Source organism: Labedaea rhizosphaerae, assembly GCF_004362825.1.
Lineage (GTDB): Bacteria > Actinomycetota > Actinomycetes > Mycobacteriales > Pseudonocardiaceae > Labedaea > Labedaea rhizosphaerae.
In genome coordinates, this window is record NZ_SNXZ01000002.1 from 1,283,370 (window position 1) to 1,306,525 (window position 23,156).

39 protein-coding genes are annotated in these 23,156 nt (G+C 68.8%); 10 read left to right on the plus strand and 29 right to left on the minus strand.

Translation table 11 applies throughout. The features are described from left to right. Positions 1-5 precede the first annotated feature (5 nt). The gene (locus EV186_RS15255; protein WP_166659182.1) at positions 6-395 is read left to right on the plus strand and encodes a helix-turn-helix domain-containing protein; all 390 of its coding nucleotides are present in this window, start codon (positions 6-8) and stop codon (positions 393-395) included. 93 nt (positions 396-488) lie between these two features. Here EV186_RS15255 and EV186_RS15260 read toward each other — a convergent pair whose 3' ends face one another. From EV186_RS15260 to EV186_RS15300, 9 genes are all read right to left on the minus strand, one after another. Then, entirely contained in the window at positions 489-992 is a 504-nt protein-coding gene (locus tag EV186_RS15260; protein ID WP_133849867.1) for a hypothetical protein, read from the minus strand. Then, positions 982-1,518, minus strand: coding sequence for a helix-turn-helix domain-containing protein (locus EV186_RS15265; protein ID WP_133849868.1), 537 nt, complete (start codon positions 1,516-1,518; stop codon positions 982-984). Before EV186_RS15265 ends, EV186_RS15260 begins: the two co-directional genes overlap by 11 nt. Then, positions 1,511-1,732, minus strand: coding sequence for a helix-turn-helix domain-containing protein (locus EV186_RS39965; RefSeq protein WP_133849869.1), 222 nt, complete (start codon positions 1,730-1,732; stop codon positions 1,511-1,513). Before EV186_RS39965 ends, EV186_RS15265 begins: the two co-directional genes overlap by 8 nt. Next, positions 1,729-1,911 carry a hypothetical protein gene (locus EV186_RS15275; protein ID WP_133849870.1) on the minus strand — a complete coding sequence of 61 codons (183 nt, stop codon included), beginning with the start codon at positions 1,909-1,911 and terminating at the stop codon, positions 1,729-1,731. Before EV186_RS15275 ends, EV186_RS39965 begins: the two co-directional genes overlap by 4 nt. Before the next feature lie 296 nt (positions 1,912-2,207). Next, positions 2,208-2,522 carry a hypothetical protein gene (locus EV186_RS15280; protein WP_133849871.1) on the minus strand — a complete coding sequence of 105 codons (315 nt, stop codon included), beginning with the start codon at positions 2,520-2,522 and terminating at the stop codon, positions 2,208-2,210. Continuing rightward, positions 2,519-2,755 carry a hypothetical protein gene (locus EV186_RS15285; RefSeq protein WP_133849872.1) on the minus strand — a complete coding sequence of 79 codons (237 nt, stop codon included), beginning with the start codon at positions 2,753-2,755 and terminating at the stop codon, positions 2,519-2,521. The genes EV186_RS15280 and EV186_RS15285 overlap by 4 nt, the downstream gene beginning before the upstream one ends. Further along, entirely contained in the window at positions 2,752-3,081 is a 330-nt protein-coding gene (locus EV186_RS15290; protein WP_133849873.1) for a hypothetical protein, read from the minus strand. The genes EV186_RS15285 and EV186_RS15290 overlap by 4 nt, the downstream gene beginning before the upstream one ends. Then, positions 3,078-3,998: an endonuclease/exonuclease/phosphatase family protein gene (locus tag EV186_RS15295; protein WP_133849874.1), complete on the minus strand. Its 921-nt coding sequence runs from the start codon at positions 3,996-3,998 to the stop codon at positions 3,078-3,080. The genes EV186_RS15290 and EV186_RS15295 overlap by 4 nt, the downstream gene beginning before the upstream one ends. Next, positions 3,995-4,384 carry a hypothetical protein gene (locus EV186_RS15300; protein ID WP_133849875.1) on the minus strand — a complete coding sequence of 130 codons (390 nt, stop codon included), beginning with the start codon at positions 4,382-4,384 and terminating at the stop codon, positions 3,995-3,997. The genes EV186_RS15295 and EV186_RS15300 overlap by 4 nt, the downstream gene beginning before the upstream one ends. Before the next feature lie 663 nt (positions 4,385-5,047). On the opposite strand from EV186_RS15300, the gene EV186_RS15305 reads away from it, so the two are divergent. From EV186_RS15305 to EV186_RS15320, 4 genes are all read left to right on the plus strand, one after another. After that, complete coding sequence (locus EV186_RS15305; RefSeq protein WP_133849876.1) at positions 5,048-5,908, plus strand: helix-turn-helix domain-containing protein; 861 nt, start codon at positions 5,048-5,050, stop codon at positions 5,906-5,908. Between the two features lies 1 nt (position 5,909). Continuing rightward, complete coding sequence (locus EV186_RS15310; RefSeq protein WP_166659183.1) at positions 5,910-6,098, plus strand: DUF397 domain-containing protein; 189 nt, start codon at positions 5,910-5,912, stop codon at positions 6,096-6,098. Positions 6,099-6,205: 107 nt separating this feature from the next. Further along, on the plus strand, positions 6,206-6,772 hold the full coding sequence (locus EV186_RS15315; protein ID WP_133849878.1) for a DddA-like double-stranded DNA deaminase toxin: 567 nt from the start codon (positions 6,206-6,208) through the stop codon (positions 6,770-6,772). Next, entirely contained in the window at positions 6,769-7,299 is a 531-nt protein-coding gene (locus tag EV186_RS15320; protein ID WP_133849879.1) for a hypothetical protein, read from the plus strand. The genes EV186_RS15315 and EV186_RS15320 overlap by 4 nt, the downstream gene beginning before the upstream one ends. A 7-nt stretch (positions 7,300-7,306) precedes the next feature. Here the strand turns inward: EV186_RS15320 and EV186_RS15325 are convergent, their stop codons facing one another. From EV186_RS15325 to EV186_RS15395, 16 genes are all read right to left on the minus strand, one after another. Beyond that, positions 7,307-8,131: a hypothetical protein gene (locus tag EV186_RS15325; protein WP_133849880.1), complete on the minus strand. Its 825-nt coding sequence runs from the start codon at positions 8,129-8,131 to the stop codon at positions 7,307-7,309. Next, on the minus strand, positions 8,128-8,283 hold the full coding sequence (locus tag EV186_RS38920) for a hypothetical protein (protein ID WP_166659184.1): 156 nt from the start codon (positions 8,281-8,283) through the stop codon (positions 8,128-8,130). Before EV186_RS38920 ends, EV186_RS15325 begins: the two co-directional genes overlap by 4 nt. Continuing rightward, complete coding sequence (locus EV186_RS15330; protein ID WP_133849881.1) at positions 8,280-8,564, minus strand: hypothetical protein; 285 nt, start codon at positions 8,562-8,564, stop codon at positions 8,280-8,282. Before EV186_RS15330 ends, EV186_RS38920 begins: the two co-directional genes overlap by 4 nt. Continuing rightward, complete coding sequence (locus EV186_RS15335; RefSeq protein WP_133849882.1) at positions 8,561-9,133, minus strand: hypothetical protein; 573 nt, start codon at positions 9,131-9,133, stop codon at positions 8,561-8,563. The genes EV186_RS15330 and EV186_RS15335 overlap by 4 nt, the downstream gene beginning before the upstream one ends. Beyond that, positions 9,130-9,309 carry a zinc finger domain-containing protein gene (locus EV186_RS15340; protein WP_133849883.1) on the minus strand — a complete coding sequence of 60 codons (180 nt, stop codon included), beginning with the start codon at positions 9,307-9,309 and terminating at the stop codon, positions 9,130-9,132. The genes EV186_RS15335 and EV186_RS15340 overlap by 4 nt, the downstream gene beginning before the upstream one ends. After that, a complete protein-coding gene (locus tag EV186_RS15345) occupies positions 9,306-9,710 on the minus strand; it encodes a hypothetical protein (RefSeq protein ID WP_133849884.1) in 405 nt (134 codons plus the stop codon). Before EV186_RS15345 ends, EV186_RS15340 begins: the two co-directional genes overlap by 4 nt. Further along, entirely contained in the window at positions 9,707-10,717 is a 1,011-nt protein-coding gene (locus EV186_RS15350; protein WP_133849885.1) for a hypothetical protein, read from the minus strand. Before EV186_RS15350 ends, EV186_RS15345 begins: the two co-directional genes overlap by 4 nt. A gap of 7 nt (positions 10,718-10,724) precedes the next feature. Beyond that, complete coding sequence (locus tag EV186_RS15355; protein WP_133849886.1) at positions 10,725-11,165, minus strand: hypothetical protein; 441 nt, start codon at positions 11,163-11,165, stop codon at positions 10,725-10,727. After that, positions 11,162-11,524 (minus strand): hypothetical protein, encoded by a 363-nt coding sequence (locus EV186_RS15360; RefSeq protein ID WP_133849887.1) that lies wholly within the window; start codon positions 11,522-11,524, stop codon positions 11,162-11,164. Before EV186_RS15360 ends, EV186_RS15355 begins: the two co-directional genes overlap by 4 nt. Further along, the gene (locus EV186_RS15365; protein ID WP_133849888.1) at positions 11,524-11,901 is read right to left on the minus strand and encodes a hypothetical protein; all 378 of its coding nucleotides are present in this window, start codon (positions 11,899-11,901) and stop codon (positions 11,524-11,526) included. Before EV186_RS15365 ends, EV186_RS15360 begins: the two co-directional genes overlap by 1 nt. Then, positions 11,901-12,935 carry a recombinase RecT gene (locus EV186_RS15370; protein WP_133849889.1) on the minus strand — a complete coding sequence of 345 codons (1,035 nt, stop codon included), beginning with the start codon at positions 12,933-12,935 and terminating at the stop codon, positions 11,901-11,903. Before EV186_RS15370 ends, EV186_RS15365 begins: the two co-directional genes overlap by 1 nt. Before the next feature lie 46 nt (positions 12,936-12,981). Further along, on the minus strand, positions 12,982-13,161 hold the full coding sequence (locus tag EV186_RS15375; RefSeq protein ID WP_133849890.1) for a hypothetical protein: 180 nt from the start codon (positions 13,159-13,161) through the stop codon (positions 12,982-12,984). Further along, the gene (locus EV186_RS15380; protein WP_133849891.1) at positions 13,161-13,955 is read right to left on the minus strand and encodes a hypothetical protein; all 795 of its coding nucleotides are present in this window, start codon (positions 13,953-13,955) and stop codon (positions 13,161-13,163) included. The genes EV186_RS15375 and EV186_RS15380 overlap by 1 nt, the downstream gene beginning before the upstream one ends. Then, positions 13,945-14,151 carry a hypothetical protein gene (locus tag EV186_RS15385; RefSeq protein WP_133849892.1) on the minus strand — a complete coding sequence of 69 codons (207 nt, stop codon included), beginning with the start codon at positions 14,149-14,151 and terminating at the stop codon, positions 13,945-13,947. The genes EV186_RS15380 and EV186_RS15385 overlap by 11 nt, the downstream gene beginning before the upstream one ends. Continuing rightward, positions 14,148-14,531: a hypothetical protein gene (locus EV186_RS15390; RefSeq protein ID WP_133849893.1), complete on the minus strand. Its 384-nt coding sequence runs from the start codon at positions 14,529-14,531 to the stop codon at positions 14,148-14,150. Before EV186_RS15390 ends, EV186_RS15385 begins: the two co-directional genes overlap by 4 nt. A 226-nt stretch (positions 14,532-14,757) precedes the next feature. Beyond that, complete coding sequence (locus EV186_RS15395; RefSeq protein ID WP_133849894.1) at positions 14,758-15,024, minus strand: helix-turn-helix domain-containing protein; 267 nt, start codon at positions 15,022-15,024, stop codon at positions 14,758-14,760. Between the two features lie 497 nt (positions 15,025-15,521). Between EV186_RS15395 and EV186_RS15400 the strand changes: the two genes are divergently transcribed. Together EV186_RS15400 and EV186_RS15405 are read left to right on the plus strand one after the other, a co-directional pair. Next, entirely contained in the window at positions 15,522-16,799 is a 1,278-nt protein-coding gene (locus tag EV186_RS15400; RefSeq protein ID WP_208115606.1) for a YibE/F family protein, read from the plus strand. 20 nt (positions 16,800-16,819) lie between these two features. Beyond that, the gene (locus EV186_RS15405) at positions 16,820-17,593 is read left to right on the plus strand and encodes an alpha/beta fold hydrolase (RefSeq protein ID WP_133849895.1); all 774 of its coding nucleotides are present in this window, start codon (positions 16,820-16,822) and stop codon (positions 17,591-17,593) included. Position 17,594: 1 nt separating this feature from the next. Here EV186_RS15405 and EV186_RS15410 read toward each other — a convergent pair whose 3' ends face one another. Further along, positions 17,595-18,245, minus strand: coding sequence for a hypothetical protein (locus tag EV186_RS15410; protein ID WP_133849896.1), 651 nt, complete (start codon positions 18,243-18,245; stop codon positions 17,595-17,597). A 4-nt stretch (positions 18,246-18,249) separates the two neighbouring features. Then, a complete protein-coding gene (locus tag EV186_RS15415) occupies positions 18,250-18,942 on the minus strand; it encodes an MBL fold metallo-hydrolase (protein ID WP_133849897.1) in 693 nt (230 codons plus the stop codon). 140 nt (positions 18,943-19,082) lie between these two features. Here EV186_RS15415 and EV186_RS40485 point away from each other — a divergent pair, with 140 nt between their 5' ends. Both EV186_RS40485 and EV186_RS40490 read left to right on the plus strand, forming a co-directional pair. After that, the gene (locus tag EV186_RS40485) at positions 19,083-19,952 is read left to right on the plus strand and encodes a peptidylprolyl isomerase (RefSeq protein WP_133849898.1); all 870 of its coding nucleotides are present in this window, start codon (positions 19,083-19,085) and stop codon (positions 19,950-19,952) included. A gap of 1 nt (position 19,953) precedes the next feature. After that, on the plus strand, positions 19,954-20,763 hold the full coding sequence (locus EV186_RS40490) for a peptidylprolyl isomerase (protein WP_133849899.1): 810 nt from the start codon (positions 19,954-19,956) through the stop codon (positions 20,761-20,763). A 7-nt stretch (positions 20,764-20,770) separates the two neighbouring features. On the opposite strand, the gene EV186_RS15430 is transcribed toward EV186_RS40490, so the two are convergent. After that, complete coding sequence (locus EV186_RS15430) at positions 20,771-21,568, minus strand: nucleotidyltransferase domain-containing protein (RefSeq protein WP_133849900.1); 798 nt, start codon at positions 21,566-21,568, stop codon at positions 20,771-20,773. 72 nt (positions 21,569-21,640) lie between these two features. Here EV186_RS15430 and EV186_RS15435 point away from each other — a divergent pair, with 72 nt between their 5' ends. Next, on the plus strand, positions 21,641-22,312 hold the full coding sequence (locus EV186_RS15435; protein WP_133849901.1) for a helix-turn-helix transcriptional regulator: 672 nt from the start codon (positions 21,641-21,643) through the stop codon (positions 22,310-22,312). On the opposite strand, the gene EV186_RS15440 is transcribed toward EV186_RS15435, so the two are convergent. Beyond that, positions 22,300-23,154: a hypothetical protein gene (locus EV186_RS15440; protein ID WP_243754048.1), complete on the minus strand. Its 855-nt coding sequence runs from the start codon at positions 23,152-23,154 to the stop codon at positions 22,300-22,302. The genes EV186_RS15435 and EV186_RS15440 overlap by 13 nt on opposite strands. Positions 23,155-23,156 lie beyond the last annotated feature (2 nt).

Sequence of the window (23,156 nt, forward strand, 5' to 3'; positions counted from 1 at the left end):
TTCGGATGATACGGGACCCGCTCATCCCCCGACTGGTCTCGACCACCGAGGCCGCGGACATCTTGGGGATGGCTCGGTCCCATGTTCATCGGCTGGTCACCGAGGGCAAGCTCCCCGCTGCACACGCGGGGAGCTCGATCGTCCTCGCCGAGGAAACCGTCCGCCGGTACAAGGCCGGCGAGCGCTTCTCGTTGCCGTCGCAGCTCCGGGTGAGTGTGTACGACGAGTCGGCCGACGGGTGGACCATCGTCCGCACGGTCCCGGTCGGGCCGGAGTACGTGCTGCCGACCCGGTTCCCAGCGGACGAGTACGACATCGAGGATGGTGTGTCGTGGCGGGTCGAGCTGGTGGACGTCACCGGCAAGACCATGAAGGTCGCACACCCGGTCACTTGAGTGAGGTAGCCCCGCGTCGGGGGGCTCCGCGGGGCTACTGCAACTAGATCGTCACACGACACCCACTGTTACTGTGCGCAGCATTGCACGAGGTCAGACGGTTGTCCAGTCGGGTTCGATGGTTCGGCTGCTCACGCTCGACAGGACGTCGAGACGCGCCCAGAGCAGGCGGTCCGCCGTGGTCGCTTGCCGTCCGCACTCGCTCCTGATCGCGTCCCGGTGGTCGGCCACGGCCTTGGCGAGCGCTCGCAGGTCGCCGCTTACCCGATCAAGTGCGTGGCCTTGGCGAAGCCACCGTACGCGATCCTCCAGCTCGCGACGGCGTGCGTTGAGACAGCCTAGGAAATGCACGGTCCGTGACTTCCAGTCCTGATACTCGGCGTTCGCGGCCCGATATCCCGCTCGCGTGCCCTGGTACCCGCTGAGCGCCGACTTGTGAGCGGTGAGCGCAACTTGGGTGTTCTTGACGAGCTGGCCAAGGACTCGGTAGGTCTGCTGGACTCGGTCGTCATCCAAGGTCATTGCTCGCCAGCGGGCAGGGTCCGGTCGATTGATTTCGTGGCCGACCGCCTCGTAGGCGGCTTCATCATCGTTCACGCTGTACGGGAGTATCATCGCCAGCTCCTCGCGTACTCCTGTGGTCTATGATGCAGTCCGCTTGTCGCAAGTGTTGATAAACTTCCGCAGGATCCAACGAGCACAGTTCAGCAGCATTTTCCAAGGCCGTGATAGAAAACCACGCCACATCAGACGCCTGCGATTGATAGCGCTTCGTATCCGCCCATATTTGCAAGGGACGAAGTTCTGGGAGATCCATCTTGGCGATGGCAGGCAGATGAACGGCGAACCCGTCATCCCGACGTGAACCATCAACATCGTTGAGCGCATCGGTAAGGACGGTCGACGGATCCAGTGACAAACTATCGCACAGCTGCACCAGTCGATACACCGTCATCCGCCTGGTGCCCAGTTCGTAGGTTGCCATCGTTTGCGTCGAAATATCGAGTCCGCTGCGGGCGAGGAATTCTTCGCGTGTCCAACCTCGCTTAACGCGGACTGCTCGTAACAGCGTGCCGAGCGTGCGCGAGAATGCCCGCTCGGTCTCGGCGACAGAGTCAGTCATTGGCCACCTGGCGTTTCGTGGCACCTCCGCGTGACCGCATGTGGACGCCGGATTCACTAAGGACTCGATGAACAAATCCATAGGAGCGCCCCGTGCCCTCGGCCAGCGTCCTGATCGATGCGCCCCGCTCGTACTTGCGGCGGAGCTTTCTCGCTAGCTGATCGCGCTGCTCACCCTGAACACGTTTGAACGGCGCGATCTTTCCCGATGTCATTGCGTGCCGCCGTTCCGGCGATCTTCCAGGCTGACGACATCGGCCCGCTCGTCAGTCCACCTGCCGACCACCTTGGAGTGATCAGGCCCGGCAGTACCAACGTGGTCCCCGTTGTGCCCCTTCTTTTTAGTGCACTTCGTTCCGTCACCAGCGTTGTCAAAGCACAGTTCAGTCGCCATGAGTTTCTGCTTTCATTGATTAGGCGGGAAAATGAGCGGCGGCGGGTTGGTCGCACCTGGTTCCCTGAGCGGCAGGCCATGGTCGGGCGGCGCAGGGAACATGGCGTTGATCGCGTGTTGGCAGCACTCTGGGCAAAGGCCACGGCCGTTCGCGGCTGGTCGGCTCTCCCATGCCTCGTCTGCCAGTACGCCGCACAGCGCATACGGCTGCCGGGAAGGCGACAAGGGCCACAGCAAGTGGACTTCGCCGGGCCACCGTGAATGACGTGTGGGCAGGGTCGTGCCCCACGCCCACATCACCCACCTCGTTCGGTTGTGACGCGGTGGATGAACTCGCGAGCCTGGGCAGCAGGTAGTGCTGAGCTGGCGAGAGCGTCGCTCACTTTGCTCACCCATCCGCGCTGGTACGGGATCGGTACTCGTGCGGCCAGCAGCAGGGCCGCGCGAGCGCCGTCCATGCCAACCAGCCGGCGAACCGGCCAGCCCATCGTGGCGACCAGGCTGACGAACCAGCACGTGGTCTCGTCGTCCTCACCGGCTCCTTGCTCAATGGCGGCGGCCCGCGCAAGCAGTTCCTCGCGGAGTTCAGGGCATCGCGCCGGGCTGCTCATCGGTGAGCCCGCGTTTCTTCGAGAATGTCCGCGCACGTTGCGCAGCGCGTCAGGCTGGCCTCGTCCACCTGGGTTTCCTCGCTGTGCAGCACAGCGCGACACACCGCGATCCAGGCGAACCCCTGCGGCATTTGGACACGCCGAGGATTGCCGCCCGAGGTCTCCACCAGGTGCACCGTGTCCTTGGTGGCCAGACTCCGTGCCCATAGCTCAGGCATGATCAATGTGGTCATATGTCCCGCTCCTGCTCGTGATAGGACCGTGCCATCGGCTGTGCAGGCGCACCAGGCTGACCCGGCTCGGGCAGAGCAAGAGCCGCTTCCACGACCTCGCCCACGGGGCCGGACTTGGTCCACAGCAACCGACCGTCGTCGTCCTCGCGTTGGGCCAACGCCGTGGCATCGACGCTGATGATCACGGTGTCCATGACGACCGCCTGTGCCAGCTCCCAGGAGCGCATGAGGATTCCGCGTAGAGCGCCATCGGTCCATCCGGCCGAGTGCAGCCGGTCGATGGCGACAGCGGTCGCGTCCTTGGTCATGTTGGGCTCGGTCATCATGGCGTCTCGTCCTCGGTGATGTGCACGATGCCGCCGATCGTCCGATGGTCGGAGTAGGGCAAGTCAGAGGTGTCCACCCACACCGAACGCGGCACGGTCGCCAACGCGCCGAAGGTCAGACACCGGTCGATGATCAGCTCGCCGCCCCGGTCATACCCAGGTGCAATGGTCGGCGTGGTGTTGCCGTCCGCGATGTGCTGGTCGATCCAGCCGGTGTCGATCAGATAGTCCAACGCGTCGGTCTCGGGCGCGGTCTGGCCGTCCGGGCCGGTGTCTGGCCAGACACCCTTGCCGTAGCGCTGGGCCGGCGGCATCTTCGAGAAGTCGCGCTGAGGTTCTCCTTGCTCGCGAGTGCGCCGGGACGGGATGGAGTTGAAGTCCCCGCCGATCAATGCCCGCTGACCGGGCTTGATCACCGCATGGATCTCCCGCGCATCGGCCAGCCGGTCGCGTGCATCGCGCGGGTTCAAATGGATCGACTTCACCCACAGGGTGCGTTCCTCGTCACCGTCCACAATGGCTTCGACGTAGCCGTACAGGCCGCTTGGCTCGTCTTCGTCGAGACCGCGCCAGTGATGTGCCACCTCCAGGCGGGCGGTGTCCAGGAACACCACCTGGTGATGATGCGAGCGCGTGGATCGAGTGAGGAACCCGCGGTAGATGCCGAGCCCGTCTCGGCGTAGAAGTCGCTCGACGTAGAGCAGCAGCTCGTCGCCGTAGCGGTCGAACCACTTCGCTTCCTGAAGCAGCAGCAGATGCGGCCGCTCGGGACTAAGGCGGACCACCTCGGGGAACCGTGTCAGCCACTCCATGTCCAGCGAGCCGTGCCGACGCAGCAAAGAATCGCCAGGCAAGACGCGGGTGCCACCGGACTTCAGGTTCACGCTCTGCCACACCAGTGACGTGCCTGCGCTCATGACAGCCTCTTCGGCTGAGCGATAGTGCCATCAGAACGTCGAGGGGCCGTCAGAGCAAGGAGCTTCCAGAATGTTCGCTGGGGCCTGCCCTCAGCGCACCACTCGGGATCGGGGCTGGCGGGTGTGCGTCGCATGGCGTGCGCCATCGTCGGCGTGGTGACACAGATGACGTCCACCACGTCTGCATCCCAACTGCGAAGCGCGAACAGGTAGGACGCCCGATACATGAACGTCCAGTAGGGCTTGTCGTCCGCGCCCAGCATCGATTCAATCCGGATTTGCATCGCGCTTGCTTCGTCTGGCTTGAGCCCGGCAGCGATTTGTTCCAGTAGACGACGGCGTTCGGCAAGTTGGCGGTCGTCAAGAAGAAACAGTGGGTTGTACACGGTCACTCCGTCGAGGTGGCTCTGGCAGATCGGGATCGTGAATCGGCTATAAGGACTCCGCCTCGCGCAGTTCGTCCAGGATCTGCTGGTAGATCACGTCCAGATCGGTTGCCGTCATGCCGCGTGCCTGCCATGTCGAGGTTCGGAGTCGTCAGACGTAGGCGCCGATGGCGGTCCGTCCGCATCCGCGCGGGTCTTGAAGCACGCCGCGAGCAGCCGTGCGAGTGGCCCCGATCGCGATGGCGGCATGCGCCGCTCCACCGAGGGCATCGTCAGCCGAGCCACGCAGTACCGGCACTGCCCACCAACCGGCGCCACCGACATGGACGCCGCCACGAATGTCTCGCCGCACAGAGCCGCGAACACTCCATCTCTGGCTTCCGCCTGGGCGTCATCAGACACCGCGTGTTCAACGCGCTTCGGGCTCTGTTCAGTGATCCACACCGGCTTGACCATCACGCTCTCTCCCTCCTGGCTTCCGGCCTGGCGGGCTGGCGGGTCGAGGTGGGAGGGCTACGCGCGGCGCTAAGGCACTCCTTTGCGCGCAACCCGCTCGACCCGCCAGCGATTGACAGAGTATCGTTTGACGTGTGCAAATCGTCAACCCCAAACGGGTGATGAACGACCTGTAATGGAACTACGGACAGTGGCTAAGGTGAGCGCATGGCTGTTGGAACGACGCGCGGAAAGCGCAGGTTGGGCCGCTACATCCGTCCGCTCATGGAGCGTTCAGGGCTGACGCCGAAGGAGGTAGCGACTCAAGCGCGTTGCGCTCAGCAGACCGTGACCCGGCTGTTGAGCGGAGACAGCTTGCCGCGGATCCACCTCTTCCTGATGATCCTCTCGGTCCTCGACGTCCGAGAGGATGAGCGTGCCAAGGCGGTCCAGCTGTGGGAGGTCGCCGACGCTGACACGGCGACCATCGAGCACGCAGCCGAGTTGCCAGTCAGCTACCGGCGCTTCCGCATAGACGAGCGGGAAGGTCGGCTCGAACGGACTCTGGACGCTGTGATCATTCCCGGCCTACTCCAGACGCCCGAGTACGCAGCCGCCAACGCCAGCAAGGGAAGGGTTCGAGGCAATTGGGACGCCGAAGCGGAAGCTGCCGAGCGTCGAGATCGGCAGGGTCTACTCCACCGGCCAGAGAATCCGCTCGAACTGCACGCGCTGATCGACGAAGCTGTCCTCCGTCGAGTCATAGGCGGCTCGGAGGTGATGGCCGGGCAGTTGGATCATCTCTTGGCGATGGCCGCTCTACCGCACGTGACCGTCCAGGTCATCCCGTTTGACGTCGGAGCGTACGGCGCCATGTCCGGCCCGCTGGTTCTGCTGAGCTTTCCGGAAGATGACGAGCCTGACTCGGCCTACGTCGAGAGCTTGATCGGCATGCATACGGTAGAGAATCAGGTAGACGTGTCAGCTCTGTCGGCCGTGTGGGACGGCGCGGCGGCGATGGCGCGGTCTCCCGAGGAGACGATCACGATCATCCGAGCGCTAAGGGGCAATCTCGATGGACATGGATAGGGTGACCTTCCGCAAGAGCAGCTTCAGCAACACCCAAAGTTCTTGCGTCGAGCTAGCCGTTGGCCGGCGTCAGACGCAGATCCGGGACTCGAAGCGCGTGGCAGCGGGCACGCTGACGATCGGCGCCAAGCCGTATGCCGCGTGGCTCGGCGCCGTAAAGAATGGCGACTTGGATCGACCGGCTACGTGATGCGGGCGGCCCCTTCAACGACCGAGTGAGGGGGCCGCAAGGTCTGCCTACTCCGTCTGGGCGTATCGCATTGTGTTCACCGAACGTACACGTGAGGCTACGGAGCCGTGCGTAAGTTCCTCTTCATCGTCGCCCTTGGCGTTCTCGCATGGATCTTCGTGGTGCCGAGCTGTTCGACCAAGTTCGGATGTGAGTCGGCGCCTGCTGTGGCGAACGCGGACAGCGGGGATTGTCCGTCGGACATTGAAGATGCGGAGTCGGACGCGGTATGGGCTGCTGCGCGCCTAGACAAGATCAAGGGAGAGAAGCCGACCGTCGGGCTGGCCTACGACGACGACGGCACGGAGCAGCGCTACGACAGCAGCAAGGATGCCACCGCTAAGCGGGTCACCGAGATTCTGCGTGACCTCGGCGTGCTGCCGCCACGGGGGACAACCGATGCGGCGAACCACGTGGAGATGAAGGTGGCGGCTGACATGCGAGACGGCGAGGTCGACGGCATCGTTCTGGTGATCAACAACCAGAATGGTCCGTGCCCGGCTGGTGACCCGCAGCCGCTGACGTGCAGGTCGCTGCTACCGAAGGTGCTGCCGGAGGATGCGACGCTCACGGTGTGGTGGCGACCGCCTGGCGGGAAGATGACCTCGACAACGTTCACAGGGGACGACGAATGACGACGTTGAACGACGGACCGTTGGCGAGGTCGGACCTGTACTACTCCGACCGGTACGAGCTGAGGGCATCCGGCCTCTTCGCGTTCCCGGACGCTGCCTACAACGTGACCTTCGTCAACGAGGAGGGCGTGCGCCGCTGTCTGGACGTGATGCTCGCGTTTCCAGACAAGCCCGCCACACCACGATTCGTCCTCCGCCCCGAGGGGTACCGGGACGAGCGACCGGAGTGGCCGGTCTGCACGCTGCGCTTCGACTACGACATCGAGCACCAGGTGGCGGCTGCGGTCATGCTCACCTTGGACAAGGACGCCAATACCCACCCGTGGATGAGCCAGGGCACGGTCGGCCGCGACGACGTGGAATTGACCTACGACTCGTGGGCACCCCAGGAGCGTCCCTTCCCGCCAGAGTCGCTGATCACCATCGCCGAGCTGCGAGAGGTCGTGGTGCAGTGGGCGTTTGGCGACGCACTGCCTCCTGCGGCGATCGCCTGGGCGGCTGTTGATCCCGACCTCGTTGGTTGGTAGTGACAGATCAGGACGCCTCCCGCTGCTGGGCCAGATCGATCACGTCGCCCACCCTGCACAACGGCCGGTCGTTGTCAGCTTGGCGCTGCGCGTAGGCGACGCCGTGGTGCACCCAGGCGCGCGGAAGAAGGCGTCCACGGGCGATCCAGGATCGGATGGTGTTGACGCTGATCTGGCGGCCGTAAATTCCGGGGACGGCCTGGGCGATTTCGGTCGCGGTGGCGAGCCGGTCTTCGGCTGCCGCGAGCAGCCACGCGCGGCGTTTGGCGAACTCGTAGCGTTCGCCGCAGGAGCGGCAGGTGAGGTACGCGGCCTTGGGGTGGCCGCGGTCGTCGGTGCCGCAGTAGAGGTCCGAGCCGCAGTGGTCACAGGGTCCGGCGTAGAACAGGCTGGGCGGGTGGTCGATGGCGCGGGTGACCTGGGCGATGGCGTAGCGCACTTCGTCGTAGAGCTGCGCGGCCTCGTCGGACTGGCGGACGCTGTCGATGTGGCCGGCGAGCCACTGCGCGAGCGCGACCACGGTGTCCCGGCACTCGAGCGGGACGCCGCGCTGTTCGGCGATGGTCCTGGCCCAGGGCTGGAGGGTGTAGCGCAGAGTGGACGCGGCCTGGATGGTGGTCAACCGCAACGGCAGAGGCGTGCCGGACTCGGGGCCGGCACCCGCCCCCGCCGGAACCCGGTCGAGCCGGGCCATCGTCAAGGTGAGCTGATCCATAAGCCAGGGCACCCGCAGCAGATCGATCAGCAGCAGCCGGGTGCAGCGGGGGCACAGGAACGCGTCCGGGCTGGGACGGCCGCAGCTCGTGACGCAGCGCAGGGCGGGGTCGGTCACGACAGCAGCTCCAGGGCGGGGATCGCGCCGAAGATGAGCAGCAGCAGGAACATGAGGATGGTCGCCAGGCACAGGGCGATGAACCAGTTCTCGGCGCGGTCGCGCCGGTTCCATTCGCGCCGCCAGCGGTCGCGCCAGGTCGGCCGGGTCACGACGGCGTCACTGCCTGCCGCTCGCACCGGTCGCAGGCGAGATGGTCTTCGTCGACGTACTCGCCGTCGGGGTTGGCCATGAGGTCTGCCAGCAGTTCGTGCAGGCGGGCGCCGGGTTCGGGTGAGAGCGTGGCGGCGGCCTCGTAGATGGCCGCGGTCAAGGTGTGGGCGTCGTGGGACTTACTGGCCCACATGACCTCGGCGGCGAGCATCATCCCGGCGGCCAGCTCGACCCGGATGCGTTCAGGCAGGTACTCGCGCAGTTCGGAGAACAGGATCACGCGGCGATCCCTTCACGGTCGGGCCACGCGGCCCCGGCCAGCGCGGCGGGGTCGGGGCCGGCCATCGGGAGCAGGCCGAGCCAATGCGCGCCCATGGAGGCGAGCACGAGGGCGTCGGCCTCGTTGTCGTCGGTGGCGTGCTGGGGCTGCCAATACGGCTGCCAGAGCCGGGCGATGGCCTGCCGCACCGTTTCCTTGTCGGCCCGGCCGGACCCGGTGGCCCACTTGGCGCGGGTCTGGGGTGGGACGACGGCGACCGGAGCGTCATGGCCAAGCAGGCGGGCGACGATCCGCCACCACAGGCCCGCGCGGTCCCAGGCCGAGCCGACACCGCCGGAGCCCAGGGATGGGCCTTCGATCACGGCGAGGTGGCAGGGCAGCGCGTAGTCCAGGACGTAGCCGGTGATGCCTGCGAGCCGGGCGGCGCGGTCGGTGAGCGTGGCCTGCCGTGTGCCGGTCGAGGGCCGCACCCTGGTCTCGGCGATGGGGTCGCGCTCGGCGGGGATGGTGACGCGGGCCAAGCCGGTGCGGCGCAGTGACGGGTCGATCCCGATCACTGTCGTGGTCATGTCGTGTCCTTTGGGGCGTGCGGGCTGATCTGGGCGGCGCGGGCGGGGTGGACGAAGACCTGGAGTTCGGGTCCGCGTCCGGCCTGGGCGCGGCAGGCGTCGCCTGGGGCGGCGTGGCAGTGCGGGCAGGGCTTGGTCTTGGCCAGGGCGCGCAACAGGGCGAGCGTCCGGTTCATCCGGTGGTGGGCGGGTCGAGCTGGGGCAGGTCTTCGCCGCGTGCCCAGGCAGCCAGCGCGCGGTCGGTGATCTGGCGGGCGTGGTCGCGGCGCCAGGTGATCTCGGCGCGGGGGTCGTCGGCCAGCTCGCGGGGCGGCTGGAGGTCGGCGCGCAGCAGGGTGCGGCTGATGGTGCGGCGCAGGTCCGTGAGGGTGTCGGTGATGTGGCCGGGCTTGATCCGGGGCCGGTCGCCACCGCGGCGGTAGTGCTCGATGACTGCGCGCTGCGCCAGCGGGCTGGTCCAGTCCTCGGCGGTGGCGATGAGCAGCCACGCCTGCACGTCGTCGTCGCCGACAGTGCGCTGGTCGAACGCCGCGATCATCGTCAGCAGGTCGATGACCTCGTCTGCGGTCATGCTCACGAGTTGCCTCCGGTGATCTGGCGCTGGCTGATCGGGCTGGTGGGCTGGTTGGTGGGCTGGTTGGTGGGGTGGTCGCGGTAGCGGGCTTTGAGCGCCTGCGCGGCGGCGGTGCGCTGGTCGGTGGTCGCCGGCCGGGCGCTGCCAGTCCCGGTGCCGGGGGCACGGTTGGCGACCTCGTTGGCCACGCTCGGGAACGCGGCGGGGTCCAGGCCCTTGTCGCCCCAGGTCCGCAATGCGGCGGCGAGCAGGTCGGGCGGCCAGTCCTCGGCCAGCAGCTCGTCCACCAGCGGCCCGAGCTTGGCCAGCACGCGGGTCGGCGGTCGGCGTGGCCGGGTCGCGGCGAACGCCTCGACCAGCCGGTGCGCGGGCAGGCTGTGCGCGGTCGCGGCGAGGTCGCGCGGCGACGGCGGCGAATTTCGTGCGCGGTGACCAACAGGAAGATCACCACGCAACGTAGGTTCCTTCTCTCCCTCTACCTCTCCCTCTACCTCTTGGGATTCCTCGTGGGATCGGCGAGGAGTCCGTCCGGACGCTGGTTGGGAGTCCTGTGGGGACTCCATTGGGGATTCCTTCCGGGACGGTGGCGGGACTCCGCCCGGAGTGCACAAAGGACAGTCGGGGTCGGTCACCCGGCGGTTGGCGTGCCAGCGCTGGTGGTTGGCGCGCATCGACACCCGTTGCCGCTCCTCCTGCTTGGCCTCGATCTGCGCCGTGGGGGTCTGGTGCTCGGGGTAGTCGTGCATCAGCACGTAGCCGCCCGGCACGGCCGGACAGCGCGGGCAGGAGTGGCCGGGATGGTGGACCATCTCGGCTTCCAGCTCTGCGCGCGCTTTGGCTGGCCCGCGGCGTTTCCACGCCTCCAGCCGGAACAGCCCGTCGTTGCGCTGGCGCTTGCACCAGCACCACGTGCAGACCAGCAGACGGAACGCCCTGTCCGACAAGCCTTCGATCTTGGGGTGGTCCTCGATGCAGTCGTGGACCTTGATGTAGGTGCGTCGATCCGACACGTGCCTGTCATGCCCCCTTCTGCTGCCGTGGGCGCAGCCGCCGCAGCTCGGCCTTCGCCTCGGTCAGCGCGCCCCGCAACCAGTCGGCCCACGCCTGGGTGGCCGCCTGATCGCGGGCTCGCTCGGCAGCCGTGAGCCGGCCGGTGAGCGCGTGGTCCAGCTCGCGCATCTGCTCCGCGGCTTCCTGGGCCTTGGCCCGCACGTACGGGGAGGTGGACGTCGCGGCCAGGCGCAGCAGGTCGTCCACGGTGCGCTTGCGGCTGATCCGGCCGTGCTCGTCGGCGACCAGGCTGTGGCGCTGCATGGTCTGGGCGACGTCGTTGACCGTCCAGCGCGGCGAGCGCAGCAGCTCGTCGGCGTTGGCGCCTTCCCCGATCGCGGCGAGGATCGCGGACTCGTGCTTGGAACGACGAAGAGATGCCACCGTGGGCAGCGACCGGGCGGTCACGAGGACACCCCGAGCGCGTCCCGCAAGGTCTTCAGCGACTTCTCGGCCTTGAGCGCCCGGATCTTCCAGCGGTCGCGATCCTTGGTGATCTCCTCCACCTGGCCGAGCTGCTTGACCAGCGCCGCCACCGGATCACTGCTCGTCGTGGCACGGGTGCGCTTGTGCTTGCTCAGATGCGGGCGGATGGACCGGACGTTGGGCGAGGTGTAGGTGCAGTGCGCGCAGCCGTACACAGTGGACCCATCGGCCAGCAGCAGTGTCCGGGTCTGCTGCCACACCACGGGACGCCCGTCATGAGAGATCGGCGCGGGTGTGGGCTCGTCGGCGATGACCTCCTGCCCGTTGACCTGCCGCGCCATCACCACTCCGTCCCGCCATCGGCGCCGTTGCCGCCGTCGGGTGAACCGGTCGCGGTGCGGTCAGCGAGGGTGAGACTGTCCAGCTCGCGTTCGATCTCCAACGGCAGCTCGACCTGTCCGGTGCGGCGTTCGTAGGCACGGCGCATCAACCTGCGCAGCTCGTTCGCGTCGGTCTCGTGCGCGGTGATCGGTTCGATCGCGCGGACCCGGACGGTCGGGACTACGTCGCCGCTGGTGACGTTGGTGGTCAGCTTGACCGCGTCGATCAGCACGACCGCGACCCGGACCTTGTCTGGGGCGTCGACCAGGGCGTGGGCGATCGCGGCCAGGCCGTTGCGTTCGCCTTCGGGCATGGCGCCGGACATGCGGACGCTCATCAGGTGTCCTCCTCGTAGTTGTCGGCGATCACCTGGGCGCCCAGCTCGGTCATCAGCAGCTCCAGCGTGTCCATGAACTGGCCGTCTGTGGCCTGGGCCTGGATCTGGGTCAGGGCGTCGATCAGCGTGTTGGCCTGGTTGACCGTCAGCTCCGTGGAGGAGTTCAGGTCGGCGCGGCTGGTGAGCACGCGGGCGATGCGCAGCTTCTGCTCGCGGTCGGTGATCTCGTGGGTGGTGAAGATGGCGTGCAGCTTGCGAAGCTGATCCGGTGTCGCCTTGCGCGCGTCGGCACCCGGCGGGCTGTCGGTGGTCGGAGCAGGCTGGTCCTCGACCACCTCGGCGTCGGTGATCTCGTCGGGCAGCGGTGGCTCATCGGTGCGCTCATCGGTGCGCTCATCGGTGCGTTCGTGGGTGCGCTCGTCGGCAGGTTCGGCGCCGTGTTCGGCGGGATGGGGCTGGGCGCTGGGCTGGACCGGTGTGCGGCGCTTGGCGCGTGCCGAAGGCTTGGCCGGCTCCGGCACGGACGTTCCGGCCTGTTCCAGTTCGCCCCCGCCGTCGGTGATCTCCTCCGGCGTGTAGGCGCCGCCGATGACGTCGGGGAAGATCAGCCTGCACAGCTCGCCCGTGGCCCTGGCCACGAGCATCTGCCTGGGCATCCTGCGCCAGTTCGGCTTCTGCGCCAGGTTCAAGTCGCGGGCGTCCTGCATCGACCACTCGACGGTGGTCCACTCGGTCTCGTCCCTGCGCCGTCCGGACAGCACGCACCGGGCCTTGGTGCGTTCGCCCCACCGCAGGGAGTGCCCGGCCGCCAGGACCATCGCCCGCATCTCCTGGGGCTTCAACGTGGGTGTCCCGTCGATGACGTAGACGCCCTGCAACGACTTCATCGGCCCCATACCCAGCTCGCGGCCGTAGAGCATCGCCGCTGCCGTGGCCGCCGGGTTGCCGCGCACGCCACGGGGCACGAAGTCGGTGTTGGCCACGTGCTCGGCCAGCGCGACGATCGGCCGGAACACGTCCTTCCACGAGTCCACGGCTGGACGGTGATCTCGGTGCGCGGGTTGTACCGCTCGATCTCGCTCATGCCGCCTCGGCCTCGTCGTCCGCGGCGGCGGCAGCGTCGGGCACGGTGAGCAGAGCGGCGAGCCGGTCGCGCTGGGCCGGGGTGAACGGCTCGAACTGCTCCAGCACGCCGAGCACCCAGTCCGCCAACTGCTGCCGGTACTGCTCGTCCTCGCAAGTCCGGTCGTGCTCGGTCATCACGCGGCCTCCAGCGTGCGGGGCGGCGTCAGCGGTTCGCCGACCAACTCCTTCGCGGTGTCCACGAACGCGGCGATCTGCTGGGCGTAGAGGAACGTCCGGTGCTGGGCACGACCGGCGACGACGGGGACGAGCTGGTAGCCGTCGCCGAGCACGTGCACCACGCCGGTCCGCTCGACCTCGGGCACGGGCAGCTCGGTGCCGTCGGCCGCGCGGTAGACATCGGCGTAGCGGTAGGCCGCGAGCTGGAGGGCGGTCTCGCCCCACACACCCTGGCTGGTCTTGATGTCTAGCAGCCACGGCACCGCGCGGCCGGGCTCGTCCGGGTCGTCCAGGTACGCCAGCAGGTCGGCGGTTCCGGCGTAGCCGTGCCGGTGGGAGGCCACGACGAATTCGGCGAGGACCGGCTGCACCCGCCACTGGTCCAGGAAGTCGACGTACGCGCGGACGTGGCCGGCCAGCGCCTCGGGGACGTCGACCTCCTCGCCGTGGACCAGGCGCTCGGCCAGGCTGTGCACCTGGGTGCCACGCCGGGCCGCCTCGTCCCGCTCGCCGAACCGGGCCTTCTCCAGCCGGGTGAGCCGTTCGGAGACCGGCAGCTCGGCCAGCTCGTCCCAGTAGTCGACGGCGTAGGCCGCTGTCACCCTGGCCGCCCAGTTGATCAACGCGGGCTTCGGGACGCCGCTGGAAATCACCGTCGTGACGCCAGGGACTTTGCGGCCGTGGGCGTCCTCGTAGCGATGTCCCCGGCCTGAGTTGACCCGCCGGACCGGTGGCGTGAACTCAGAGGACACGATGATCACCACGCAGCCGTCCACGGGCCTTGTGACGCCGGTAGCGCCGCATCGCGTCCGCGAGGTCAGCCCACTGCTCGTCGTTGCCCGGCCGATCGACCCCGTCGACCTGGTCGTCCCCGACGTCGACGCCAGCGCGCCACGCAATCACCAGCAGGGCGACGAACAGCGCAGTAATCAGCAGGCCGGCGATCACGCGACTGCCCCCGCGACTGCAACGAGGTGGTCCAGGTCGTGGCCCGTGAAGTCGACAGGCTCACCAAGCTGGGGCGTCTGACCCCACCGGGCGAACACCTGCAACGCCACCGGCAGTGGCAGATGCGTCCACACCTCGATGTGCACCTTGTCCACCTGCGTCGCTGTGGACAGCCGAACCAGCGACTGCTGAACGACCAGCCGCACGTCGGCCTTGAGCAGCCGCGCCCAGGCCACGACGTCGTGCGCGTTGCCGTTGCGGGCCTGGATGAAGATGTCGTGCGACCCCACGTTCGCCCGGACCGCATCCGGCGGCCGAGGGGTGGAGGCCGTGAGCAGATCGGCGAGCGTGGCCGCCGCGGGTGCCAGTGCGTGGGTCACGACCTGACCTCGCGCATCTGCTGCGTTCCGTCGTGCCGCGTAGCTGCCAGCTCCTCCGGCCAGCGCCCAGTCTCGCGGCGGATGATCAACGCTGCTGCGCACACCGAGCCTGCGCAGGGCAGCGGGATACGATGTTGTGCGCTCATGCGGACTCCCAAGTTCGTGAGCACAGGGGCCGTTCGCGCCTAGCCCGCGCGGGCGGCCCCGCTTTTGGGGTGGATGGTCGTCACGCCACGTCGGACTCGTTCCACGGATCGGAGAGCAGGACCCGGCGGTCATCGATGCGCAGCGCCGTCGCGATGCGCGCGAACAGTGCCGGGCCGACCTGACGGGCCAGACCGTTCTCGATCTTGCGGATGTAGTCCGGGGTGACCTCGACCTCGGTCGCCAGCTGCGACGCGTTGAGGCCGGTCAAGATGCGGATGTGCCGCAGAGCCGGGCCGTTGATGCTCACCGCCGAGCCATGCCAGCGGTGTCCGGGCTCGTTCCTCATGCCGACGAACTTTCGGCGGGAATACCCCGCTGCGCAACTAGCCCTGTCCAACCCTAGTCGCGTGTTTGCCCACGTCAACGCCGTTGCCGGGCTACTTACATGGGTGTCGTTCGGCACGTAAGTCGGCGAAAAGAATGAGACGCAAGACGTCTAGAAAAGCGACTAAAAAAGAATGAATTTTACGCACAGAAGGGTGAATGGTTTCTGTGCGCGTGTCCAGTAGCTGACCGCTGGCCGTGCTTGTCTAGGCCAGAGGCGGCGCTGACCCCCGCTCACCCCGTGCTCAACGGCAACGAAGGGAGGTGTACCGACACGGCCGGTAGGATGGGTGTCAGCAATCACACCCGGTCTGACCTGGGCAAACAAAATGTGTCACCCCTGGGGTCTTGCATGGACAACCGGGTGGCTGTGGAAAAGTGTCTCGGCGGGAGGGCTGACGAGAAGCTGACCCCGGCCCTGCTCCGAGCACCGCTACCCCGACCGGCCACCATGGGCGCGTGCACGACGACGTGACCCGGCCGATCCCCCGCATCACCGAGACCGGGCACAGACATGGGCACGGTCATGGGCATGGGCATGGACCGGTGCCACCGGCGTCGCGCCGCGTGCGCAGGCTGCTGACCATCTTGCTCGCGCCGCTCGCCGTGGCGGCCGTGGTCGCGCTGTTCCTGCTGTACCCGTGGCACTCGACGGAGATCGCGCCGCCAGGTGGGCAGCAGACGCCGGTGCGCGGCGATGTCACGGCGACCGCGGCAGCGCCGTGCTCGACGCAGGCGCAGGGCCCGGCCGACTGCATCGCGGTGTCCGTGCGGATGTCCGACGGCCCGGCCAAGGGCAGCGACGTGCGGATCCTCTCGCCGAACGAGCCGACGACGCCGCGGTTCGCGGTCGGCGACCCGGTGGTCTTGTCCTATGCGGGCAGCGATCCGCTGGCGGGGACTTCGTACCGGCTGGTGGACTTCCAGCGCACCACGCCACTCGTGCTGCTCGCGGTGCTCTTCGCGGTCGCCGTGTTGCTGCTCGGGCGGTGGCAGGGCCTCGCGGCGCTCGGCGCCCTGGTGCTGAGCTTCGTGGTGCTGCTGCTGTTCGTGCTGCCGGCGATCATCGCCGGGGAGAACCCGTTGCTGGTCGGCGTCGTCGGCGCCGGGGTGATCATGTTCGCGGTGCTGTACCTGACCCACGGGCTGACCGCGCGCACGTCGACGGCGGTCCTGGGGACCCTGGTGAGCCTCGCGCTGACGGGGTTGCTCGGCGCGTTGTTCTCCGCGGTGTCGCGGCTGACCGGGCTGGACGAGGACACGTCGTACCTGGTAGCCGGGCTCGGCCACCCCATCGACACGCGCGGGCTGCTGCTGGCCGGCGTCGTCATCGGCGCGCTGGGCGTGCTCGACGACGTGACTGTGACGCAGACCAGCGCGGTGTGGGAGCTACGGCGGGCCAACCCGGCGCTCGGCTGGCGCGAGCTCTACGCGTCGGGTCAGCGCATCGGCCGCGACCACATGTCGTCGGCGGTGAACACGCTGGTCATGGCGTACACGGGAGCGGCGCTGCCGGTGCTGCTCTACTCGTCGATCTCCGGGGTCGGCATCGGCACGATCCTGACCTCGCAGTCGATCGCGCAGGAAATAGTGCGCGCGCTGGTCGGCAGCATCGGGCTGATCGCGGCCGTGCCGGTGACGACGGCGCTCGCCGCGCTGGTGGCCGTGCAGGAACCGGCGGCGAAGAGACCCTCCGGGAAGCGACAACCCAGTCGAGCATCGCGGCGAAACGGCTGACCTGTGATCGAATCGACCGCATGACGATCGAGCACGTCCCCGTCTCCGGCGCGGGCCACCTGTGGGCGGAGAAGCTCGGCGACGGAGCGCCAATGGTCCTGCTGCACGGCTCCGTGCAGGACAGCCGTCTGTGGGACGGCGTGTTCGCCGAACTCGCGCTGCACCGCACCGCGATCCGGTACGACGCGCGCGGCCTGGGCCGCTCGACGCCGCCGACCGCCCCGTTCCGCTACGAGGACGACCTGCTCGCGGTCCTCGACCACTTCGGCATCGACCGCGCCGCGCTGGTCGGGTTGAGCATGGGCGGCGAGGTCGCCCTCGACTTCACGCTGGAGCACCCCGAACGGGTGCGCTCGCTGACGCTGGTCGCGGCCTCGGCGAGCGGCCACGAGTGGCCGCCGGCTCCGGAGTTGGACGCCTACACGGCCGCGAACCAAGGCAACAACGCCGACCGCCTGGCCGAACTGGAACTCGCGGTGTGGGCCTCGCTGGGCGACCGCGCCCCGGGGTACTCGGCGATCGCGACCATGGTCACTGAGAACGCCGCGGTGCGAGCGGCCGCGCAAAAGGGGCACGTCCGCGTCGCGGCGGAAGATGCCGTCGAGCACCTCGGGCGGATCGACGTGCCGACCACGATCGTCGTCGGCGACCACGACCACCCGGAGATCGGTGTGATCGCCCGCAGGCTTGCCGAGGGCATCCCCGGCGCGCGCCTGGAGGTCGTCGCCGGGGCCGATCACTACCTGCCGCTGCGTGCACCGGAAAGGCTCGCGGAAATCCTCGTACGCCAGTGAGTCAGTCGAGGGTCGCGACGAAGCGGCTGACCGCGTCGGGCCGCAGGCGTTGCGCGATCCGGCCCGGCGGGGCCACCGACGCCAGCCGGTAGAGCGGCCGGTCGCCCGCCGCCTCGCCCTTGGCCTCCGACCGCAACTGAGCGACGAGCAACTGGGAGTAGACGAGACCCGCGGTGTTCTCGCTGCCCGCCAGGACGTCGGCGAGGCGGCGCAGCACCAGGATGCCGAGCTCGCGGTAGCCGGTGCCGGAGTACGTCGCCACCGACAGGTTGACCGTCTTCCCCTTGGGCGGCCCCGTGATCAGCAGCCCGACCGTCCGCATGCCACGGACGTCGGTGATCAACAGCTCGATCTGCTCGGCGCGGTGCAGGTCCACCCGTTTGCGGCCGAACGTGCGCGCGACGACGTGGCTGCCTTCGAGCCAGACCGAGCGCCGCGCGATCCCGTAGCTGAACGCCGCCATCACCACGACGACCACGCCCGCGCTGATCAGGCCGGGCACGCGCCCGCCGATCAAACCGACGACACCGCCGATCGCCGCGCCGAGCAACACGGGGATGACCAGCCACGCACAGCCGCGGCGCTTGGAGTTCTCGGCCAGGTTCAGCGACAGCGGCCCCTGGTCTTCCTTGCGGACGTCCTCGTCACTCACGCGATCACAGCCCCGGCCGGCGCGCGGCCGGGTCGGCGAGCCCGGAGAGGTACGGGTTGGTGGCGCGTTCGCGGCCGATGGTCGTCGTCGGCCCGTGCCCGGGCAGCACGACCGTCTCGTCGTCGAGCGGCAACACCTTGGTGCGCAACGATTCCCACATCTTCTCGGTGTTGCCGCCGGGCAGGTCCGTGCGGCCGATCGAGCCGGCGAAGAGCACGTCGCCCGCAAGCACCAGCAACCCGCCGTCCTCGGTGGCGTGCCGGAAGAGCACCGAGCCCTCGGTGTGCCCGGGCGCGTGGTCGACGGTCAGCTTCAGCCCGGCCAGGTCCAGCTCCGCGCCGTCGGACAGCTCGCGCACCTCGTGCGGCTCACGCATCTTGATCCGGCCGCCGAAGAACCCGCTCGACCCGCCGCTCATGCCCTTCAGCGGGTCGGAGAGCATCGCGCGGTCGTCCGGGTGGATCCACGCGGGGATGTCGTCGCCGTCGCAGATCGGCGCCACCGAGAACGAGTGGTCGAAGTGGCCGTGCGTCAACAGGACCGCCACCGGCGACAACCGGTACTTGCGCACCGCCTCGGCAACCGGCTCGACCGCTTCCTGACCGGGGTCGACGATCACGCACGGCTCGCCTTCACCCGCCGCGAGCAGATAGCAGTTGGCTTGGAGAGCCCCGGTCGGGAACCCGGCGACGAGCACGGAACGGACCTCCGGACACTGCGGCGAACGGCGCGAATCACCCGCAAGCCTAGCCGCCACACGGACCTTACCTACGTTCCCCATAGACTTACGCGCCAACTAGCGGATCACGCACTTCGTCAGGCCCGGGGAGGGTGCAGGTGCCGACCAACCAGCAGCGGCGTGCTGCGGCAAAGCGCAAGCTCGAGCGCCAGCTCGTCAACCGGGCCGAGCGCGCACGCAAGCGCCGCAACCTCGGGGTGATCATCACCGTCGCCGGCGTCATCGTCGTGGTGGGCGGCATCTACCTGCTGGTGAACCTCTCCAGCGGCGACGACACCGCGGCCCCCGCGAGCACCCCGCCGTCGAGCTCCGCGGCCCCGCAGCCGGACAAGCCGGCGACCATCCCGACCAAGCTCGCCGCGGAACCCAAGCGGCCCAGCCCGCTGCCCGCGACCGTGTCCTGCGAGTACAAGCAGGACCAGGGCGCCGGCGCGGCCAAGCCCGCCACCGCGCCGAACGGCAAGAACGTCTCCGCCACCGGCAAGACCAGCGCCACCATGGCCACCACGATCGGCGACATCAAGATGACGCTGAACCGCGCGCTCGCGCCGTGCGCGGTCAACAGCTTCCTCAGCCTGGCCAAGCAGGGCTACTTCGACAACACGCCGTGCCACCGGATGACCACCGGTGCCGGCCTGCAGGTGCTGCAGTGCGGTGACCCGACCGGTCAGGGCACCGGCGGCCCGGGCTACTCGTTCAAGGACGAGACGTTCAAGCAGTTGAAGTACGGTCCCGGCATCCTCGCCATGGCGAACTCCGGCCCGAACACCAACGGCAGCCAGTTCTTCATCGTCTACGGCGACGGCTCCGGGTTGAAGCCCAACTACACCGTGTTCGGCACGATCGACCAGGCGAGCATCCAGCGCATCGACGACGTGGCCAAGGCCGGCGTCAACCCGACCAACGGACCTGGTGACGGTGCACCGGTGACCCCGGTGAACATCACCGGCGTCACCGTGGCGAACTGACGTGCGCACGAGGGTGACCGCGGCGCTGGTGTGCGCCGCGTTGCTGGCGGCGGGCTGCACGGAGAAGACGACCGGTGCCGCCAAGGCCATCGCGGCGCCGCCGACGACGACCGCGCCGTCGGTCTCCGTCACCACGCCCCCGGTCTCGCCGGACACCTCGCAGCCGGCGTCGGCGGACTTCCCCAGCTCCATCCCCTCGACCCGCGCGACCGAACCGACGCGCCCGACGCCGCTGCCCGCGACCGTGAAGTGCGACTACGTGACCGACACCGGTGGGTCGCCCGCGAAGGTGGTCGCCAAGCCCGGTGGGCAGGCCTCGTCGACCGGCACGCAGACCGTCGCCCTGATCACCGGGGTCGGGCAGATCAGCATCAAGCTGAATCGCGCGCTCGCACCGTGCACCGTGAACAACTTCCTCAGCCTGGCGCGGCAGGGCTACTTCGACAACACCACGTGCCACCGCATGACGACGGTCGACACGTTGCAGGTGCTGCAGTGCGGTGACCCGACCGGCCAGGGCACCGGCGGCCCGGGCTACTCGTTCGACGACGAGCTGTTCGACGGCATGACCTACGGCCGGGGCATCGTCGCCATGGCCAACGCCGGGCCGAACACCAACGGCAGCCAGTTCTTCATCATCTACGGCGACAGCAGCGCGTTGCAGCCCACCTACACGATCTTCGGCTCGGTCGACGAGGCGAGCCTGCAGGTGATCGACACCGTGGCGAAGAGCGGGGTCAACCCCACCAACGGCCCCGGCGACGGCCCACCCGTCATGCCGGTCACCATCGCCTCGACAACGATCAACTGACGATCAACTAGCGCCAGCCCCAGTGCCTGCGGTGGGCGTCGGTGGCCCAAGCCGTGATCGCGTCGAGGTCCGGGCGCTCCGGCAACGGCGTGCGTCCGTCGGCGAGCAACTGCTCGACCTGCGCGGCGACGCCGTCGATCTCCGCCAAGGCCTCGTGCATGTCGCGCACATCGCCGCGCTTGACCCGCAGCACGCGCTCCCGCTCGTGCTCGGGCATCGGCAGGGTCAGCCGCGCGTCCCGCGCGATCTCCAGGCCTTGGTAGGCGAGGCGCAGCGCGTGCGAGGCGTACTTGACGTCGTAGCCGTAGCGCGCGATCAGCTCGGGCCGGTTCGGCACGTTGCGCTTTTCCTGGCCCAGCAACCGTTTGCGCTGCGAGTGCAGGAACCCGAGGAACCGGTGCACGGCCTGCTGTGAGAGCAGTTCGCGGCGCATCGCACGCAGTTCGTCGCCGAGCGCGGTCGTCGCCATCACCGACTCCGGCGGCGCGTAGAGCGGTAGGAGAACGGTCGGGTTTCCTTTGGTGGCAAGGCGGAGGTACTTGCGCAGCGAGTACATGACGAGGTCGACGTCGCCCGGTCCGGAGCGCGCGCCCTCGGGCTGCGTGCGGTAGATGTAGTGGTCCGTGCGCGGGCCGAATCCCAGCACCCGAGCGGCCGGTTCGACGTAGATGCCCATCTCGTCGTGGTCGTCGGTGCCCTTGATCGCGATGCCGTGCACGCCCGAGCCGACCTCGGTGCGCAGGACCTCGCCGGCGACCGCCACCTCCCGGTCGCCGTGCTCGGTGTGGTTCCGTGCCTGCGTCATGCGAGCCATGATCGCAAAGACCCGGCCGCAGCTCATCCCGTTTGTGTCAGGGGGCCGTGTCAGACTCGGGGTATGGGCTACTCGGAACACGCGACGCCCGGCGGTGGGCCGGTGACCTGCGTGTGGTCCCGGGACGTGGCCGAGCCCGCCGAGTTCCGGATCGTGCCCGACGCGTGCGCCGATCTGATCTTCGACGGGGAGCGGCTGTGGGTGGCCGGGCCGGACACGCGGGCGCACATGTCCGTCACCAGGCCCGGGCAGCTCGTCGGCGCGCGGCTGGCGCCGGGCTCGGTGGCGCGCGGGCTGGGCGTCGCCGCCGACGAGTTGCGTGACGGGCGGGTCGACCTGCTCGACCTCTGGCCCGCGGCCCGGGTGCGCCGCCTCGCCGAGCACCTGGCCGACGCCCGCGGCACCACCGCGCAGCAGGTCGTGCTCGCCCAGGCCCTGACCACCGACACCGAGCCGGACCCCGTCGTGCGCGCGGTCCTGGGTGGCGGGCCGGTGTCGGCGATGGCCGAGCGGCTCGCGATGAGCGAGCGCCAGGTCCACCGCCGGTGCGGGATCGCGTTCGGTTACGGACCCAAGACCGTGCAGAAGGTGTTGCGGTTCCAGCGCGCACTTCGCTTGGCACGCAAGGGTAATCGCCTCGCCGACGTGGCCGCGGTGACCGGCTACAGCGACCAGGCCCACCTGGCCCGCGACGTCCGGGCCCTGGCCGGGGTGCCGATGGGTCAGCTCCTGTAGGCCCGCAACGTCTGCAGGGCACCGATGGTCGCGATCGGCCGCCACTCGAACTCGGTGACCGGCGTCCACACCAGGAAGTGGATCGGCCAGCCACCGTCCTCTCGCTGCTCGGCGGCCAGTTCGTCGAGGCTCGCTTGCAGCTCCGCTTCGCTGAACCAGGCGGCCGCCACGCTGTCAGGCGACGGCGCGTAGACGTGCGGCTTGTGCGCCTCCCCTTCCCGGACGTCCCCGGCGAACGCGATCAGGTCCTGCTCGCGGACCAGGGCACCGAGCCGCTTGGCCGCCGCCTGCGCCCGCGGCCGGTCGGGCACGTGGTCGAGGAACCGTGCGCAGGCCGAGGCCTCGTAGGCGTGGGTGCCGGTGAGGTGCTCGATGCGTTGCCAGCAAAAGGAATCCGCGCCGTCCAGCCACGGGTGCGTGACGCCCGCGCGGTGCAGGTGCCCCGCGATCGCCGCGGTCGGCAGCAGGCTGCCCGACCCGTCCTCGGTGACCTCCCACCACGGCGCCCGCGGGTGCTCGCGGATGTTCGGGTGCACGAACGGCGCGCCACCGTCCGGGCCGGTGATCGAGGCGAGGTAGTCGCAGATCCCCTTCGCGTGCTCCCCGACGGCGTCGAGTTCGGTGAGCACGTCCAGCGCGCTCAGCACGTGCACCGGCTGGCTGCCCGGCCCGCGCCCGTCGGGCTCGAGCGCGTGCCCGTAGCCGCCGTCGTCGTTGCGATAGGCGTCGAGCGCGGCGAGCACCGGCGCGGCCGGCCCGTCCCGGAACAGGAAGGCGAACCGGCGGCGCTCCAGCACCCGGCCGTTGAGCGTGATGAACCGTTCGGCATCGTCCAGCATCATGG

Bases quoted from the DNA above. Each gene is read 5' to 3' on its own strand.
- EV186_RS15255 (WP_166659182.1), top strand. From the start codon at position 6: ATGATACGGGACCCGCTCATCCCCCGACTGGTCTCGACCACCGAGGCC.
- EV186_RS15265 (WP_133849868.1), bottom strand. From the start codon at position 1,518: ATGACTGACTCTGTCGCCGAGACCGAGCGGGCATTCTCGCGCACGCTC.
- EV186_RS39965 (WP_133849869.1), bottom strand. From the start codon at position 1,732: ATGACATCGGGAAAGATCGCGCCGTTCAAACGTGTTCAGGGTGAGCAG.
- EV186_RS15275 (WP_133849870.1), bottom strand. From the start codon at position 1,911: ATGGCGACTGAACTGTGCTTTGACAACGCTGGTGACGGAACGAAGTGC.
- EV186_RS15280 (WP_133849871.1), bottom strand. From the start codon at position 2,522: ATGAGCAGCCCGGCGCGATGCCCTGAACTCCGCGAGGAACTGCTTGCG.
- EV186_RS15285 (WP_133849872.1), bottom strand. From the start codon at position 2,755: ATGACCACATTGATCATGCCTGAGCTATGGGCACGGAGTCTGGCCACC.
- EV186_RS15290 (WP_133849873.1), bottom strand. From the start codon at position 3,081: ATGATGACCGAGCCCAACATGACCAAGGACGCGACCGCTGTCGCCATC.
- EV186_RS15295 (WP_133849874.1), bottom strand. From the start codon at position 3,998: ATGAGCGCAGGCACGTCACTGGTGTGGCAGAGCGTGAACCTGAAGTCC.
- EV186_RS15305 (WP_133849876.1), top strand. From the start codon at position 5,048: ATGGCTGTTGGAACGACGCGCGGAAAGCGCAGGTTGGGCCGCTACATC.
- EV186_RS15320 (WP_133849879.1), top strand. From the start codon at position 6,769: ATGACGACGTTGAACGACGGACCGTTGGCGAGGTCGGACCTGTACTAC.
- EV186_RS15335 (WP_133849882.1), bottom strand. From the start codon at position 9,133: ATGACCACGACAGTGATCGGGATCGACCCGTCACTGCGCCGCACCGGC.
- EV186_RS15340 (WP_133849883.1), bottom strand. From the start codon at position 9,309: ATGAACCGGACGCTCGCCCTGTTGCGCGCCCTGGCCAAGACCAAGCCC.
- EV186_RS15360 (WP_133849887.1), bottom strand. From the start codon at position 11,524: ATGGCGCGGCAGGTCAACGGGCAGGAGGTCATCGCCGACGAGCCCACA.
- EV186_RS15365 (WP_133849888.1), bottom strand. From the start codon at position 11,901: ATGAGCGTCCGCATGTCCGGCGCCATGCCCGAAGGCGAACGCAACGGC.
- EV186_RS15375 (WP_133849890.1), bottom strand. From the start codon at position 13,161: ATGACCGAGCACGACCGGACTTGCGAGGACGAGCAGTACCGGCAGCAG.
- EV186_RS15395 (WP_133849894.1), bottom strand. From the start codon at position 15,024: ATGAGGAACGAGCCCGGACACCGCTGGCATGGCTCGGCGGTGAGCATC.
- EV186_RS15405 (WP_133849895.1), top strand. From the start codon at position 16,820: ATGACGATCGAGCACGTCCCCGTCTCCGGCGCGGGCCACCTGTGGGCG.
- EV186_RS15430 (WP_133849900.1), bottom strand. From the start codon at position 21,568: ATGACGCAGGCACGGAACCACACCGAGCACGGCGACCGGGAGGTGGCG.
- EV186_RS15435 (WP_133849901.1), top strand. From the start codon at position 21,641: ATGGGCTACTCGGAACACGCGACGCCCGGCGGTGGGCCGGTGACCTGC.
- EV186_RS15440 (WP_243754048.1), bottom strand. From the start codon at position 23,154: ATGATGCTGGACGATGCCGAACGGTTCATCACGCTCAACGGCCGGGTG.